3 protein-coding genes are annotated in these 16,925 nt (G+C 48.8%); all 3 read left to right on the top strand.

Annotated elements, in window-relative coordinates:
* Positions 1-4: 4 nt before the first annotated feature.
* From fabD to ACM1ND_RS06155, 3 genes are read left to right on the top strand one after another with little or no spacing between them, the layout of a single operon-like run.
* Positions 5-1,252, top strand: coding sequence for an ACP S-malonyltransferase (fabD, locus tag ACM1ND_RS06145; RefSeq protein ID WP_418027289.1), 1,248 nt, complete (start codon positions 5-7; stop codon positions 1,250-1,252).
* Positions 1,253-1,285: 33 nt separating this feature from the next.
* On the top strand, positions 1,286-12,604 hold the full coding sequence (locus tag ACM1ND_RS06150; RefSeq protein ID WP_418027291.1) for an amino acid adenylation domain-containing protein: 11,319 nt from the start codon (positions 1,286-1,288) through the stop codon (positions 12,602-12,604).
* Positions 12,605-12,608: 4 nt separating this feature from the next.
* Positions 12,609-16,478: a non-ribosomal peptide synthetase gene (locus ACM1ND_RS06155; RefSeq protein ID WP_418027293.1), complete on the top strand. Its 3,870-nt coding sequence runs from the start codon at positions 12,609-12,611 to the stop codon at positions 16,476-16,478.
* Positions 16,479-16,925: the final 447 nt, after the last annotated feature.

Consider the following 16,925-nt stretch of genomic DNA (forward strand, 5'->3'; position numbering starts at 1 on the left):
AACGATGAAAAAATTAGGATTTTTATTCCCGGGGCAAGGCTCTCAATATGTAGGCATGGGTCAAAGCTTATACGATGAATATTCAGTAGCAAGAGAAACCTTTGAAGAGGCCGAGGATGCGCTAGGGTTTGATCTAAAGACGCTTTGTTTCACAGGTTCCATGGATGAGCTGACTCTGACCGCTAATGCCCAGCCTGCCATTTTGACCGTGAGCATCGCAGCTTTTCGTGTGCTGATGCAGGAATTGAAGCTTGCTCCATCTCTGGTAGCGGGTCACAGTCTGGGAGAATTCTCGGCATTGGTCAGTACAGGAGCGCTTGCTTTTTCGGATGCGGTGAAAATAGTACGTCAGCGGGGCATTCTGATGCAGGAAGCTGTTGCTCCCGGTACAGGAGCGATGCTGGCGGTAGTCGGGAGTCATGAGCGTGAGGTGGATGAGGTGTGCCAGAAAGCCTCGACAGCCGGCGTATCGGTCGGCATTGCGAATTATAATTCCTCTGAGCAGCTCGTCATTTCGGGTCATACTCCTGCACTGGAGAAGGCAGAAGAGGAACTGAACCATAGAGGAATCAAGACGATTCGCCTCAAGGTGGGCTTTCCGTTCCATACGAATTTAATGCGGAGCGCTGCGGGCAAATTTCGGGAGGAGCTGGAGAAATATGATTATGGCCGTTTTCAATGGCCTGTGCTCTCTAATGTTACAGCGACACCCTATGCGGATCGTCGTTATATCCTATTTAACCTGACGTCCCAGATGGCACGGCCTGTGCAATGGCACAGAAGCGTTCAATACATGCTGAATCAGGGTGTGAATCATTTTATAGAAATCGGCCCCAAAACCGTATTGAGAAATTTAATGGCTGGTATCACCTCTACGGCTCATTCCTTTGCTTTTGAGCATCCCACCACTCTGGAATTGCTGCGGAATGCTGATATCGAGAGCAAACCAGATGGTTTGGGTCTGGTGACCTCCTGTATTGCGATTGCGGTTTCAACCCAGAACCGGAACTGGAATAACGATGAGTATGAGCAGGGTGTAGTCGTTCCATACAAAGAATTGCAAAACCTGCGCGAACAATTGATCACAACCGGAACAGAACCAACGTTGGAACAAATGCAGCAAGCTCTGGACAAGCTAAAGTCCATTTTTGCAACCAAATTAACACCAACGGAACTACGGGCTGAACGGTTTGAGCAGATTTTCAGCAATACGCATACACGCGAATTATTTCCCGCGTTTCAGGTCAGCTAATCGCAGCGAACACGAGGAACGGAAGGGAGTACGATGATGACAAAAACAGGATTCAATCTGGCGGCTCTTCAATTCAATGAACAGGATTTTCAGGACGCGGGTCCGATCGCGGTTAATGAGCTGCGAGATTCGGATATTGCAGTCATCGGGATTAGCTGTGAAATTGCCGAAAGTGAAAATGCGGCTCAGTTTTGGGATCTTCTGCGGGCGGGGCAGGACGCTATACGCCCTTTTCCTGCCCGACGAAAAAGGGAGCTGGAGAGCCTCTTCCAAGCCGGGCTGTTGAATGAACAAACGGCATTAAATGAAGGTGGATTTCTAGAAGAAATTGATAAGTTCGACTATCCCTTTTTTCAACTTTCTCCGGCTGAAGCGCGATTGATGGACCCAAACCAGCGACTGTTTTTGGAGTCTGCCTGGGCGGCAGTTGAAGATGCGGGGTACGGTGGTAAAAAGCTTTCCGGTAGTCGGACAGGAGTCTATGTCGGCTACAGCAGTGATTTTGGTGAGGAGTACAAGCGGTTTATAGCAGAAATGGCTCCTTCATCAGCTTCTTCGGCGATTCCAGGTAATATTCATTCCATGATTGCCAGTCGGATCGCCTATCTGCTGGATTTAAAAGGGCCCAGTCTGTTGGTGGATACCGCATGTTCTTCATCTTTGGTGGCCATTCACCTGGCCTGCCGGGATTTGCGGCACGGCGATTGCGATACGGCGATTGCCGGCGGGGTAAAGGTCACACTCGTACCTATAAAAGAGGGAAAGGGCGGGGGGCTGGGTGTAGGCTCCTCGGATGACCGGACGAGAACGTTCGATAGCGTTTCAGATGGCACAGGCGGAGGAGAAGGTGTAGCCGCTGTTCTGCTCAAACCCTTGAAGCGGGCCATTCAGGATCAGGACCATATTTATGCTGTCATTAAAGGCAGTGCTGTGAACAATGACGGGACTTCAGCCGGGATTACGGCTCCCAATTCGCTGGCAGGAGAGGATGTCATTGTACGGGCCTGGAAGGATGCTGGGATTGACCCGGATACCATTACATATATTGAAGCTCATGGGACAGGCACCAAGCTGGGTGATCCAGTGGAGATTGATGGTATACGGAGAGCCTTTCGGCAGTATACCGACCGGAATCAATTTTGTGCCATAGGCTCGGTCAAAACCAATGTAGGTCACCTGGATAACAGTGCGGGAATCACGGGCTTTTTAAAGGCAGTGCTCGCTTTGGAGCATGCAGAAATTCCGGCGAGCCTACATTTTACCTGCCCAAACCCGGATATTAGCTTTATTGATTCGCCTGTATATGTGAATGACAAGCTGCAGCCTTGGCCCAAGGAGGATTTTCCGCGACGCTGCGGAGTCAGTTCCTTCGGGCTCAGCGGTACGAACTGCCATGTCGTTCTGGAAGAGGCCCCGGTGTGGGCTGAAATGCAGGATGGTGGCCAGTTGGAGCAGGAAACACCGGAAACGGTTCAGCTTTTTACGTTATCTGCTAAAAATGAAACAGTGCTTGCAGCCTATGTGAAGCAATATCAGCAATATGTCATGGAACCCAAAACCTATCCGTTACGCGATCTTTGTTATACCGCCAATACCGGACGAGGGCAGTACGGCTTTCGTCTAGCGATTTTGTGCCGGGATTGGGATGATCTAGGAGCAAAGCTGACTCAAATTCAGACCTCAGGCTTCAGCGGACAAGCGAAACAAGAAGAGTTCATACCGGGTGTGTATTTTGGATGTCATAAGGTTGTATCTGCGCAGAAGGAAAAAGAAGCAGGGGAGCTTACGCTGGAGGAATCCAGAAGACTGACAGCATCAGCCAAAGAGAAACTGACCCAGTCTTCATTCGAGTTCGATACGCTGGATTCTCTGTGCCGTATGTATGTTGAGGGAGCAGATGTGGAATGGGAGAGCTTGTATGAAGGCAAAGCGTGCCGCAGACGAAGCCTTCCCACCTATCCTTTTGAGCCTAAGCGATGCTGGGTGGAGGTAGAGGAGAAGGCAGAAGTCGTTTCTCAGGCTTCCCAAGTTCGAGATTTCACAGAGATGGAAAAGACACATCCGCTTTTGGACTATTGTTTGGCAGAAACCGAGGATCAGGATATTTACCTGACCCGTTTCTCTGTTGGGCGTCATTGGGTACTAAGCGAGCATAAGATTATGGAAAACTGTATTGTACCAGGAACCACTTATCTGGAAATGGTTAGGGCAGGGTTGGAAAAATACAAGCGTCCAGGCAAGGTGCTGGAGCTATATGATATCCAGTTTATTTCTCCGCTCATCGTGGATGCAGAGGAAGAAAGAGAAGTACACACCGTTTTGCAACGGGAGGGTGAGACGTTTTCGTTTAAGGTATTAAGCCGGACGGGACCCTCAGTTCAGCCGTGGGAGCAGAATTGGGTAAGGCATGCACAGGGGCGCGCGGTATTTGTAAAGGCAGCCCATCCTGTTATGAGTCTGGGCGATATTCGGACTGAGTGCAACGATCAGGAAGTAGTAGTCGGTGAGAATCATGCCGAAGCTGCTGCTGCATTTTCATTCGGGCCGCGGTGGGAGACGCTACGGACGATTGCAATTGGAACAGATCAAGTGTTGGCTAAGCTGGAGCTGCCCGCAGCCTATCAAATGGATGTAAGTCAATACGTGCTGCATCCCGCTTTGTTGGATGTGGCCGTCGGGGTAGCAAGCCAGAGTTTAGGAAATGGCCTGTTCCTGCCATTTTCATATCACAAGCTGCGCATTTACGACTCCCTTCCACGGCTTTGCTACAGCTATCTGCGCAAAAAAAGCAAGGTCAGGGAAAGTGGAGAAATTTTAACGGTAGATGTGCTCATTCTGGGTGCCGAAGGTCAGGTACTGGTAGAAATTGAAGATTATGCAGTCAAACGTGTACACGAGGCGGATCTTAAACGAACCCGCTATACAGAACATCATAAATATCATCAGATTGTATGGAAAAAGCAAGAACAAGCACCCTCCGAATATGAAGAAGATACAGTAACCCGGACCGCAAATGATTCAGTGTTATCCACACCGCTGGAAACAGTTTTATTATTCACAGATAACCGTCCGATCGGTGTAACGCTGCGTGGATTGTTAGCGCACGAAGGGTATGATGTGGTTGAAGTGAAGCGGGGAGTCACCTTTACTAAAATGTCAGACCATGCTTACTTCTCTACGGGTTCCGAGGAAGATCATAGACGCTTGTTAACAGAGATGCGATGTCAGAATGCTAAGAAACTGATATACCTCTGGAACGGGCAGTCTATGGTTCAGCTATTTCATCTGGCTAAGGCAATCGCAGAGACCAAGTCAGCTGTTAAGGAACTGACGGTGATCGCTGAGCAGGCTTATAAAGTGAATGAATTGGAAAATGAATTAAAACCAGAACATGCGGGCTTGTTTGGGCTGGCCCGTGTCATCGGTCAGGAATACCCTGATCTGAGCTGCCGTTGCCTCGATATAGATACAAGCACCCAGCCTTCAGAACTCATTCATTCCCTACGGCACGATGATGATACATTTCTGGTCGCTTGGCGTAACGGCGAACGTTATGTAGAGCAGATTGAACCTGTGGATCTGACGGAAAGCGAAGTTGACCCGATTACGATCAGACCGCAGGGAACCTATGTCATAACTGGTGGTACTGGCGGGCTGGGATTGGCAATCGGTAAATGGCTTGCTTCTAAAGGTCAGGTCACACTGGGATTGATAGGTCGCAAGCCTTTGCCACCCAAGGAGCAATGGGAGGCCATTGCAAACGCCGATTCCAACGGGAGCCCAAAAAACATAAGACAGAACTCAAATCCAGACATGAATACAAGGATGCAGAATACGGTTACCGCCTTACTGGAATTGGAGCAGCAGGGAGCGCAGGTAGAATATTATGCTGTCGATGTAGCTGACGAGACCGCTATGAAGCAAGCCTTGAATGAACTTCGCCACAAGTATGGGGCTATTCACGGTATCATCCATGCTGCGGGTGTGGCTGGAGACGGTTTTATGGCTCTCAAGAGCCAGGACCGCTTTACCGAGGTACTGGCTCCGAAGGTAATAGGCACACATGTGCTTGACCGAATCACCACTGCGGATACACTGGACTTTTTTATTCTTTTTTCATCTGTGACTTCACTGATGGGTGGACCAGGCCAAAGCGACTACACGGCAGCCAACGCCTATCTGGATGCCTTTGCCGAGTGGCGGAATCACTCCGGCCGACGTACGCTTGCCATCAACTGGGCTCCTTGGCAGGAAGTTGGGATGGCTTTTGAGCATAAGGTTGATTTCCAAGAGAGCTTATTTCAGGCTCTATCCACACAAGAGGGACTGGCCGCTCTTGAACAATTATTGCTTCATCCCGTTCCGCGTGTCATTGTGGGTGGCTTGAATTACGCTCAGGTGGCCGCGCTGGATTCCGCTGCCATTCCTTTCGGATTTTCTCATGAAATGCGGGCTATTCTGGACCGTCATCGTCGGCTTCTGCATGACCATGCGGTCACGTCATCTGCTGCCGTGCGCCGTCCTGTGCAGTTGCGTGGTCGGGCAACAGAACAATATAGCTCATCTGAAAAGGTGATCGCAAGCATATGGGCGGAAGTGTTGGGGCTTGATGAGCTGAACATCTATGACAGCTTTTATGAGCTGGGAGGAGACTCCCTGATTGCTAGTAAAATGGTGGGGCAGATGAATCAAAGCTTGTCCAAAAAAGTAGATATGAGCGATATCTTCAACTATATGACGGTCAGCGAATTAGCCCTGTATACGGATGGAGAAGCGAAGCAACCTCTTCTGACGGAAACGGAGCTGCCTGCACCCCAATCAGCTGACAAAAATCTGATCATTCATCCGGTGGAACAACGTGAGGTGTACCCAGCTTCCTCGACGCAGCGTCGATTTTATATGATGCGTCAAATGGCAGGATATAGCACCTTGAACAATCTATGCAGTGCGATGACCATCACTGGTAATCTGGATCATCATCGGTTGGAGAAAGCCATATATGCGGTAATTCGTCGTCATAGCTCGCTGCGCACCGCTTTTGAGTTGCGGGATAACGAACTGGTACAGAGAGTGTACCCGGAGGTAGATTTTTCGCTGGAATATAGCGAAGGGGACGGGCGCGAGCTGGAAGCGTATGTGGATGAATTTATCCGTCCCTTTGACCTGAATCGTGCGCCGCTGTTAAAGGCGAAGCTGATCCGGCTGAAGGACGATTCCCACCTCTTTCTGTGCGATGTTGACCATATTGCAGCCGATGGAGCCTCGATTGGTATTTTATTAAGTGAAATGATACAGGGCTATTCTGGACAGGATCTACCGCAACTGCCTATGCAATATACCGATTTTACATTGTGGCAAAATCAGCGTTTGGACAGTGCCGAAATGAAAAAGCAGGAGGCATACTGGCTGGACGTATTTAAGGGGACGCTGCCTGTACTTGATTTGCCTACAGATGAGCCGCGGGCAGCGCAAATGAGCAATGCCGGGGATGTCTATACATTTGATCTGAGTGAGGAATTAACAGCTTTGGCTAAAAAAACAGCGGTACAGCATGGGGTTACGCTCTTTATGCTTCTGTACGCTGTCTATAGTACTTTATTGGCCAAATATGCGAATCAGGAAGATATCATTATTGGCATTCCAAGCGCAGGTCGCCAGTCGGAAGAGGTCCAGCACATGATTGGGCTGTTCATCAATACGCTGGCCCTGCGAACTGCGCCAGCTGAAGATAAGCCTTTCGCAGCATATTTGCAGGAGGTTAAGAAGCACGCGCTTGAAGCCTATAAGCATGAGGATTATCCCTTTGAAATGCTGCTGAATCAGCTTGACGTACCGAGAGACCGAAGCCGGAACCCACTTTTTGATGTTCAGTTTATTTCCCAGAACTTTCGGGGGGAGCCGATGAGCATCAACGGGCTTCGCTTTACTCCGTTGGAAGCTAAGATGGAGGCTGTACAAGTCGATCTGACAGTCATATGGGTTGAAAATGAAGGCAAGCTGCGTTTTCACTTTGAGTATGCGACCCAACTGTTCAAGGGAGAGACCATACGTCGGCTTGCGAGCTATTACAAGAATCTTTTACAAGAAGTTTGTGCTGATGCTTTGCGGCCGATTGGCCTCATTTCCATGAATCAGGCGGAAGAACAGCAGCGAACCCTGTACGAGTGGAATGAAACCCGGGTGAATTACCCACAGGAAAAGCTGGTTCACCAGTGGTTTGAAGAACAGGCCGAACAGCATCCTGAGCGGATTGCTGCCGTCTACGGAGAGCATTCGCTGACTTACAGCCAATTGAATATCAGAGCTAATCAGCTTGCCCGGCACTTGCTAACTTATCATTTGGTACCGGACCAAGCTGTCGGTATCCTGGTTCCCCGTTCGCTGGATATGCTGACCAGCATGCTTGCCGTACTCAAAGTAGGAGCAGCCTATGTCCCTATGGACCCGGAACATCCGACGGAGCGGGTGGCCTACATGCTGGAGGACAGCGGCGTGTCTCTGCTCCTAACTTCTACGGGTACCGCCAGCATCGACACGCTGCGCTTTACAGGATCTGTCATGGATGTAAGTGATCCGGCCTTGTACAGCGTAGATGCTGATAATCTAGCTTTTGCATTTGCAGGCAAGGAGTCTCTGGCATCTCACCATTTGGCTTATATTTTGTACACGTCAGGATCATCCGGTAAGCCCAAAGGAGTCATGGTTGAGCATAGAAATGTAACGAATTACATCACGGCTTTCCAGCATAAATTCCACTTAACGGCTGAGGACGTAGTGCTCCAGCAGGCAGCCATTACCTTTGATGCATCCGTGGAGGAAATATACCCTACATTGGCAGCAGGGGGAACGCTGGCTATGGTTTCACGGGATGAACTGAAGGACATCCAATTGCTGAACCAATTCATTCGCCAGCAGCAAGTGACCGTGGTCAGCGCCTCGCCGTTTATTTTAAATGAGCTAAATCAACTGCCCCCTTTCCCGCATATTCGCACTTACATTAGCGGGGGGGATGTGCTGAAAAGCGAATATGTCACCCAGTTGTTGCGTTCCGCAAAGGTCTACAATACGTACGGACCGACAGAAGCGACTGTCTGTGCTACCTATTATTGTGTGCCGGATATTCCAGCTGTCCATCCATTGCCTGTCGGACGGCCTGTAGCCAATGCTGAGGTATACATCATGAATCGCAGGGGTACGGATGTTATGCCTATCGGGGTACCCGGTGAAATATGCATTTCAGGCTGGGGTGTTGCACGCGGCTATATGAACCGCCCCGAACTGACGCAGCAGCAGTTTGTAGCAAATCCGTGGATACCGGGCGAGCGGATGTACAAAACAGGTGATCTGGGCAGATATCTTGAAGATGGGCAAATTCAATTTTTAGGAAGAGTCGATCAGCAGGTTAAAGTGCGGGGTTACCGCATTGAGCCGGGCGAGGTTGAAAAATCGTTGCTCCAGCACCCGCGTATACAGGATGGAGTGGTGTTGGTTCAGGAAGTCCAGCCTGGTATGCATGAGCTATGCGCCTATATCGTTACAGATCAGGAATTGTCGGTGGCAGAACTGAAGACCCATCTGTCGGTAACCTTGCCTGAATATATGATTCCGTCTTACTTTGTTCGAGTCGATGAGATCCCGTTAACACATCACGGAAAAATCGACCGTCATGCTTTACCGCAGGTTAATGAAAGTATCAAGGTCGGTACGGCCTATGTACATCCAGCTTCACCCCTGGAAGAGCGCTTGGTTGAGCTTTGGTCGGAAATCCTGCACCGGGAGCAGATTGGCACACAGGATGACTTCTTCCTGCTGGGCGGTCAATCCTTGCTGGCAACCAAGCTGGTCTACCTTATTAACAAGGAATGGAATGTAAATCTGACACTGCGCGATTTCTTCCGGGCAGGTACGGTTCAAGGGTTAGCGACCTGGATAGAAGAAATTCAATCGGGCCGTGAACGTGGAATATTAGTGGAACAGGACGGATTAATCAAGCCCTTTAATCTCCGGCAAAAGCCATTGTTCCGCGTTCAGGTTATTCATCAGCCTGCCAACCGTCATTTGCTGTTCATTGATATGCATCATATTATTACGGACGGTCTTTCCCAGGAGATAATCGTCGAGGAATTTGCTCGTTTATACGGGGGCATGAGCTTACCGGAATTGACGATCCAGTATAAAGACTATGCCGTGTGGCAGCGTGAGTTTTTGAACAGTGTGGAATTCCGTCAGCAGGAGCAGTTTTGGCTGGAGCTTTTTCAAGGGGAAATTACAGAGCTGGAATTGCCTACGGATTATGCACGTCCCGATGTGAGAAGAGGTGAAGGGCAAGCCGTTCATTTTGAGCTGGATCAGGAATGGACGTGGAAGTTAAAACGCTTTGCCCTGCAACAAAATGTCACGGTATTTATGGTTCTACTGGCGGCCTATAACCTATTGCTGGCCAAAGCCAGTGGGCAGGAAGATATTATCGTCGGCATTCCGGTATCCGGCAGAACTCATGCGAGCCTGAGTCCTCTTGTCGGCATGTTCGTCAATACGTTGGCCCTTCGCAACACGCCGAAGAAGGACATGACAGTGCACGAATTTTTAATGCAGGTAAAGGAACGCTCTCTCCAGGCTTTTGAGCATCAGGACTATCCATTTGAGCAACTGGTTGAGAAGTTGAATTTGGCTGGCAAAACAAGCCGCAATCCGCTGTTCGATACCATGTTTGCATTATTGAACGAATCTTCCCGTACCATCGTAGAATTACCCGGCCTGAAACTGACTCCATGTGATGAAGCGGAGTATACAGGAGCACAATTCGATTTAACATTTACCGCAGCCATGACCGACGAGCATATCGAATGTATTTTTCAATACGATGTAGATCTCTTTACCGGGGAGACGGTGGAACGCTTGAGCCGGGAATTCCTTCAAATCTTACACACTGTCCTTGTCAATCCACAGCAAAAGATTGGAGAGCTTCGGATAGAAAAGGTGGCAGTTGACCCGAATCAGCGGGACAGAGAGGAAGTACCTGAGTCAGCAAGCGTCCATAAGGAAGAGGACTGGGTGAGTGAGCTTGCTATAGCAGCTTCGGAATCGGTGAACGAGGCGGAATGGAAGACACTCGTCCATGATTTCAATCAAACAGATATGGACCCGGGGTCCGTAAAGCTGTTACATCAATATTTCGAGGATCAAGCAAGCCGTAACCCTGAGCAGATCGCTCTCATTTCCGGTCAACAGGAGATCAGCTACGGAGAAGTAAATCGAAGGGCGAATCTGGTCGCACATAGCCTACTGGACTCCGGTACCCGGCCAGAGCAAGTAGTAGCTATTGTCATGGAGCGCTCACCGGAAATGATTGTTGCTTTATTGGGTGTGTTAAAAGCAGGGGCGGCGTACCTCCCCATTCATCCAGCCGATCCAAAGGAACGGATTCGCTACATCCTGGCAGACGCTGGGGCCGAATGGATTCTGACCCATCAGCAATGCCACGCCAACTGGATAGATGAAGAAATCCAGCAGGTCATCGACGTCGACTTACTGTGTCAGGATCAGCAAGAACGAGACAATCCAGAGCTTGTCATCCAGCCTGATCATCTGGCTTATGTCATCTTCACCTCCGGCTCAACCGGGCAGCCCAAAGGGGTGATGGTGGAGCATCACGCCTTTAGTGCGCGAGTGGTATGGCTGGCACAACAGCTTGGTTTAAGGGAGCAGGATACGGTGCTGCAAAAAGCATCCTATACCTTTGATGGTTCCATCGTCGAGCTTTTCAGCTGGTTCATGGGCGGAGGACGATTGGTGTTATTGGAGGCAGGTGCAGAAACGGATACCCGTCAAATGCTGGATACCATTCACAGGCATCAGGTTACAGTGGCTTTCTTCATTCCTACCGTGCTGCAAATGTTTTTGTCAGAGCTTTCAGTCGAGGATACGATCCAAGCAGCCACTTTGCGTTGGGTCATGTCGGGTGGCGAACAGATAGGCCAGGAGCAGGTGCGAAGTTTTAATCTGAAGTTCCCGGAAGCGAGATTACTTAATCTGTATGGGCCTACTGAAGCCAGTGTGTTTGCAACAGCCTATACGTGTACGTCTGTATCTTCCGAAGGTCCGATTCCGATCGGACGGCCTGTGGGCAACACCCGGGCGTATATTTTAAATCAGGAGCTGGCGTTGGTTGGTTTGGGGCAGGTAGGAGAGCTTTGTCTGGGAGGGTGCCATCTGGCACGCGGGTATGTACATCTGGATGGACTTACGGCAGAGCGTTTTATCCCCAATCCTTTTGTACCAGGTGAGCGAATCTATCGGACAGGCGATCTTGCCCGGATGTTGCCTAGCGGCGAGATTGTTTACTTGGGACGGTTGGATCAAATGGTGAAAATCGGGGGCTACCGAATTGAGATAGGTGAAATTGAAACAGCCCTCTTGCAAAATAACGACATACAGCAGGCGGCTGTACTTGATTTGACAGATGAGCAGGGCAACAAGTATTTGTGTGCTTATCTGGTTGTGCAAACCGACTGTACAGTTCGAGAACTGCGGGCATTTTTGCTGGAACGATTACCGGAATATATGATTCCTTTACGTTTTGTGAAGGTGGAGACGATGCCTCTAGGTTCAAGCGGAAAGCTGGACCGTAAGGCGTTAAATACCTTGGGGGTAGAGTTGCCTTCCGGCAAAGAACATACACCGCCCCGCAACGAAATGGAACAGCAACTGCTCCTGTTGTGGGCGGACATTTTCAAAACAGGCGCAGTAGGTATAGATGATCATTTCTTTGAGTTTGGCGGAGATTCGTTGCTCGCTTACCAGTTCATTTTGCGTGTGCGTCAAATGTTGGCCATCGAGATTACTTTAAAGGAACTTTTTGCAGCTCCGACTATTCGACAACTTTCAGATCACATAAGCTCCAGAAGAGTTGAGTGTCATCACGAGGATGAAGCGACAGTCCGTTCCTTGATCCCTGCTGCGACTCCAAGCGCCCATTATCCGGCCTCGTCTGCTCAAATGCGTCTTTTTATGATGCACGAGCTGAATCCAGAGGATCTAAGCTATAATCTACCGGGCGCCATGATGCTGGAAGGAGAACTGGACCTGGCCAGACTTGAGGGAGCCTTCCAAGCGCTTATTCAGCGTCACGACGCTTTTAGGACCACATTTGATGTGATCAACGGCGAGATTGTTCAGCTTATTCATGAATCTGTTCCGTTTGCCATTGAGTTTTTCAGAACAGAGGAAACCGAGATTAGCAACATACTTCGGGGCGATGGAAAGCTTATGAGAGAAGTCATCCCAGTTCAGCAGCATGCACTGTCATCAGTAAAAGTAGAGAAAAAAGAACGCCGACGGAGGGAGATTTAGCATCATGCATTATGAAGGATATGAAACATCTTCGGCGCAAAAACGGCTATATCTGATTCATGATCTTCTCGGACCTAACATCATCTATAACATGCCCAGCATTCGAATCATCAAAGGAGCGCTGGAGCCAGAGCGGCTGTACAGAGCATGGTGTAGGCTGACAGAACGTCATGAGGGCTTGCGAACGTCCTTTATTCAAAAGGACGGCGAGGTTTTACAACTCGTCCATGAATCCATCGATGTATCGATTCCCTATAGAGAACTTTCGGATCAGAGTACGGATAAGCTTGTTAACGAGTTTATCCGTCCGTTCAATCTGAACGAGGCCCCTCTATGGCGGGCTGAGCTTGTACCTTTGGTTGATGGGGAGATTCTGTTCCTGTTTGATATCCACCATATCATCGCGGATGCGGTAACCATCAACATTATATTTGAAGAGCTGATGGCTCTATATCAGGGACAGGAGCTTGCTCCATTAGAGTTTCAGTATGTCGATTATACGATCTGGCAAAACGATCAATTAAGCGATATTCATATTCAGAAACAGGGTGAATTTTGGCTGAACCAATTTACAGAGGATGTTCCTCTGCTGTCGTTGCCTACGGATGAAAAAGGCTTAAGGTCTGATTACAGCGGTGGGATCGTATCGTACTCGATTGAAGCTAACACGGCTCACTCCTTGCGTGCATTATGCTTGCAGCACAATGTTACGTTGTATATGGTTCTACTCGCCGCGTACAGCATCCTTCTGTCCAAATATGCCGGACAGGAGGATCTGGTCATCGGAACACCTGTCGCCGGAAGGACTCATTCCGAGTTTGAAGGGATTGTGGGCATGTTCGTGAACACGCTCGCCTTGCGTCAGAAACCGCAGAGAACCAAGCGGTTCTCTGATTTTCTGGAAGAAGTGGCAGACCGAACTTTTGCTGCGTTTGAGCATCAGGACTACCCCTTTGATATGCTGGTGGAGCAGGTCAATCCTGAACGAATCAGTGGTCGTAATCCTTTATTTGATGCTTGCTTTGTATTGGAAAATGTACCGCAGCCTGTCGTGCAGGCAACAGAGGTCACGTTTTCTCCTTATACTTTTGAACATAAAATCGCTAAATTTGATATCACCTTGTATGCATACGAAATGCAGGAGGGTATCGGGCTGGAACTGGAATATCGCAAAGCGTTGTTTACGGAGGAAAGCGCCCGCCGGATGCTACGACATTTTGCCAGAATTGTCGAAATCATTGGCGAACAACCCGATATTCGGATTGAAGACATTGATATGGTTACAGAAGAAGAGCGCACCGTTTTACTTCATACTTTTAATCAGACCCACAGCAAAAATGCATACGAAAAAAATTCGCATGGGGTAACCATCCATCGACTGTTCGAACAGCAAGTGATACGGACGCCTGACCATCCAGCCGTGAGGTGGAAAGAAAAGCAACTAACGTATGATGAATTAAATGAACGTGCCAATCAATTGGCGCGGGTTTTACGGCAAAAGGGAGTTCAGGCAGAAGATGTCGTCGGTATTTTAGCTACGCCTGCGTTGGAGATGATTGTTGGTATTTTAGCTATTTTGAAGGCCGGGGCCGCTTATTTACCGATTGATCCGCTCTCCCCAGATGAACGGATTCAATATCTATTACAGGATAGTCAGGCGAAAATATGCCTTCTACCGACTGCCAGCACCAGACGCTTTCCTGGGGTGGACATGTTACTGCTCACAGACCCGAGTCTCTATACGGGAGAACCCCGTAATCTGGAGGACAGCAATCAGGCGCACAATGTGATGTACATCATTTATACTTCAGGGTCTACAGGACAACCAAAGGGTGTAATGATTGAGCATCAATCCTTTGCTCGCCTAGTGTTAGAGCCAGGGCCGTTGGCTATTACGCAAGAGGATCGAATATTGCAGACGTGTTCCCTGGCCTTTGATGTGTCGGTTTTTGAACTGTGGGGAACACTGCTGAGCGGGGCAACCTTGTATCTCATTGAAAAAGAAGAGCTTTTATCTGCCGACATACTCGGCAAGAGGATGGCACAGTATGGAATCACGATGGCATGGTTCACGGCTCCTTTGCTAAATCAGCTGATTGATGAGAAACCTTCCATCTTTACTGGACTTCGATTGATCATGACCGGGGGAGACGCCTTGTCTCCGCAGCATATGAAGCTCCTTCGCGCCGCCCAGCCGGATTTAACGATTGTCAATGCCTACGGTCCTTCGGAGAATACTATTTTTACGTCGTTCCATACGATTCAGGAGGACTATGACCATAACGTGCCGATTGGCAAGCCTGTCGCCAATACACAGGTCTATATCCTGAGCGCGTCCAATCAACTTCAGCCCATTGGAGTACCGGGTGAGCTGTGCATTGGAGGTGAAGGATTGGCGCGTGGCTATTTGGCTCGGGAGGAATTAACGGCAGCCCAATTTGTTTCTCATCCCTGGCTCCCAGAAGAGCGTATGTACCGTTCTGGAGATTGTGCCCGATGGCTGGCTGACGGAACGCTTGAATTTTTGGGTCGCATGGATCACCAGGTCAAAATTCGGGGCTTTCGTATTGAAACCGGCGAAGTTGAGGCACGGCTTGCACATATAGAGGGGATTCAGGAAGCAGTCGTGCTTGTTCGTCAGCACAGCGACGGGATCAAATACCTCTGTGCTTACTTTGTTTCCGACGTTGAAATGTCACAGGCAGAAGTCCGGCTGGAGCTGGCTACATATTTGCCGGATTATATGATTCCTGCCTGTCTGATCCGACTTCCGCGTTTGCCACTGAATGTGAATGGCAAAGTTGATCGGAACGCGTTGCCAGAGCCTGATCTTGAAGCACTGCGGGAGAATGAATATGTCCCTCCTTGCAATGAACTGGAACAGGAGCTGGTTCGCATCTGGTCGATGGTTCTGCCCACGAACCTGCCGACGGAACGCATTGGTGTAACGGACAATTTTTTCACCCTGGGAGGAAGCTCGCTCAAGGCTACCAAGCTGGTTTCACTAGTTTTGCGTGAGTTAGGGATAGACCTGCCGCTCACCAAATTATTTACTTTTCCTACTATCCGCCTACTGGCAAGTGCATTGCAGGGAAAGGAAAGAAGTGTGTTTCCAGCCAGAGCAGACACGCTTGTTCTCTTAAAGCCCGGCACAGCGCAGGATAAGCACCTTTTTTTCATCCATGATGGAAGCTTGGATGTCAGTTGCTACATGGAATTGGTCAACGGACTTACAGCTACTTGGAATTATTGGGGCATAAAAATGGATGCTTCGATTCTTGCTGAAAATAAAACAGCCGGGATGAAGGAAGCGGCACACCGATATGTGAATCAATTGAAAAGTATTCAGAAAACAGGCCCGTATTATGTTGCGGGGTGGAGTATGGGGGGAACGCTTGCTTTCGAAATGACGCGACAATTGGAAGAACAAGAAGAACGTGTCGAACTTTTGGCCATTCTGGACACACTGCCACCTTTGAAGTATGGCAAGGAAGATCACTGGGACCACCATATTCAGGAACTGGAGAGGATGGAAGAAACGTTGGATTTTTCGCAGTGGAAGCGAGCATTTCCAGCCAGTGTACTCCCCTTGCTACCAGAATTTAATGAGTTGGGACGAAGTGAATTACTAGAACGCTTTAAAAGTGTGAATCATTGGGTGAAAATGCAGCATGTCTACCAGCCCGATCGAGCTGTAAAGGCCCCTGTATGTTTGTTTATTTCAGAACATACCTGGGAATTAGGATATAAAGGATGGGAATTGTATTGTAAGGGGGAAATGTTCACGCATAAAGTGCCTGGCGATCATTTCTCTATCGTAAAAGGAGCCCAAGCCGTGTCTGTAGGTTTGGTGCTGAATACATTTTTGAGGTAAGATTATGCTCCTGCTTGGAGGTTGAAGACCCCAAGCAGGAGTATTTATTTGATATGATCGTGTAAGTTGGTTTGTAATATTAATTGACATGATGTATAAAAACATATCGTAATGTATGAAAAACCCCCTTGTATGCTTCCAGATTTTATAGTAAAGTATCCAATAATCAACTTTGTTTGAGCATAATATTCACTGTTTGTGAGTATATATCACACTTTCACCACGACCTCACATACTCCTCTTTCTATTTATTACATCACATCTATTCATTACCCTACAGCATCTCTTACACCACTAGATTATGAAAACTTCTGTCCTACTACACCTATTTGATGAACTCGGAACTTGGGACCACAGCTTGAGGACAAGCTTGTCATGTCAATCCAAAGGAATTGGCATTCATCCGGTATCAACGAATTAACAATATATAAGGTGTGAAAGGGGTTT

The sequence above is a fragment of the Paenibacillus sp. JJ1722 genome (assembly GCF_048282685.1).
Taxonomy (GTDB): Bacteria; Bacillota; Bacilli; order Paenibacillales; family Paenibacillaceae; genus Paenibacillus; species Paenibacillus polymyxa_B.

Excerpts from the sequence above, each read along its gene's own strand:
- fabD (WP_418027289.1), top strand. The coding sequence starts at position 5 with ATGAAAAAATTAGGATTTTTATTCCCGGGGCAAGGCTCTCAATATGTA.
- ACM1ND_RS06150 (WP_418027291.1), top strand. The coding sequence starts at position 1,286 with ATGATGACAAAAACAGGATTCAATCTGGCGGCTCTTCAATTCAATGAA.
- ACM1ND_RS06155 (WP_418027293.1), top strand. The coding sequence starts at position 12,609 with ATGCATTATGAAGGATATGAAACATCTTCGGCGCAAAAACGGCTATAT.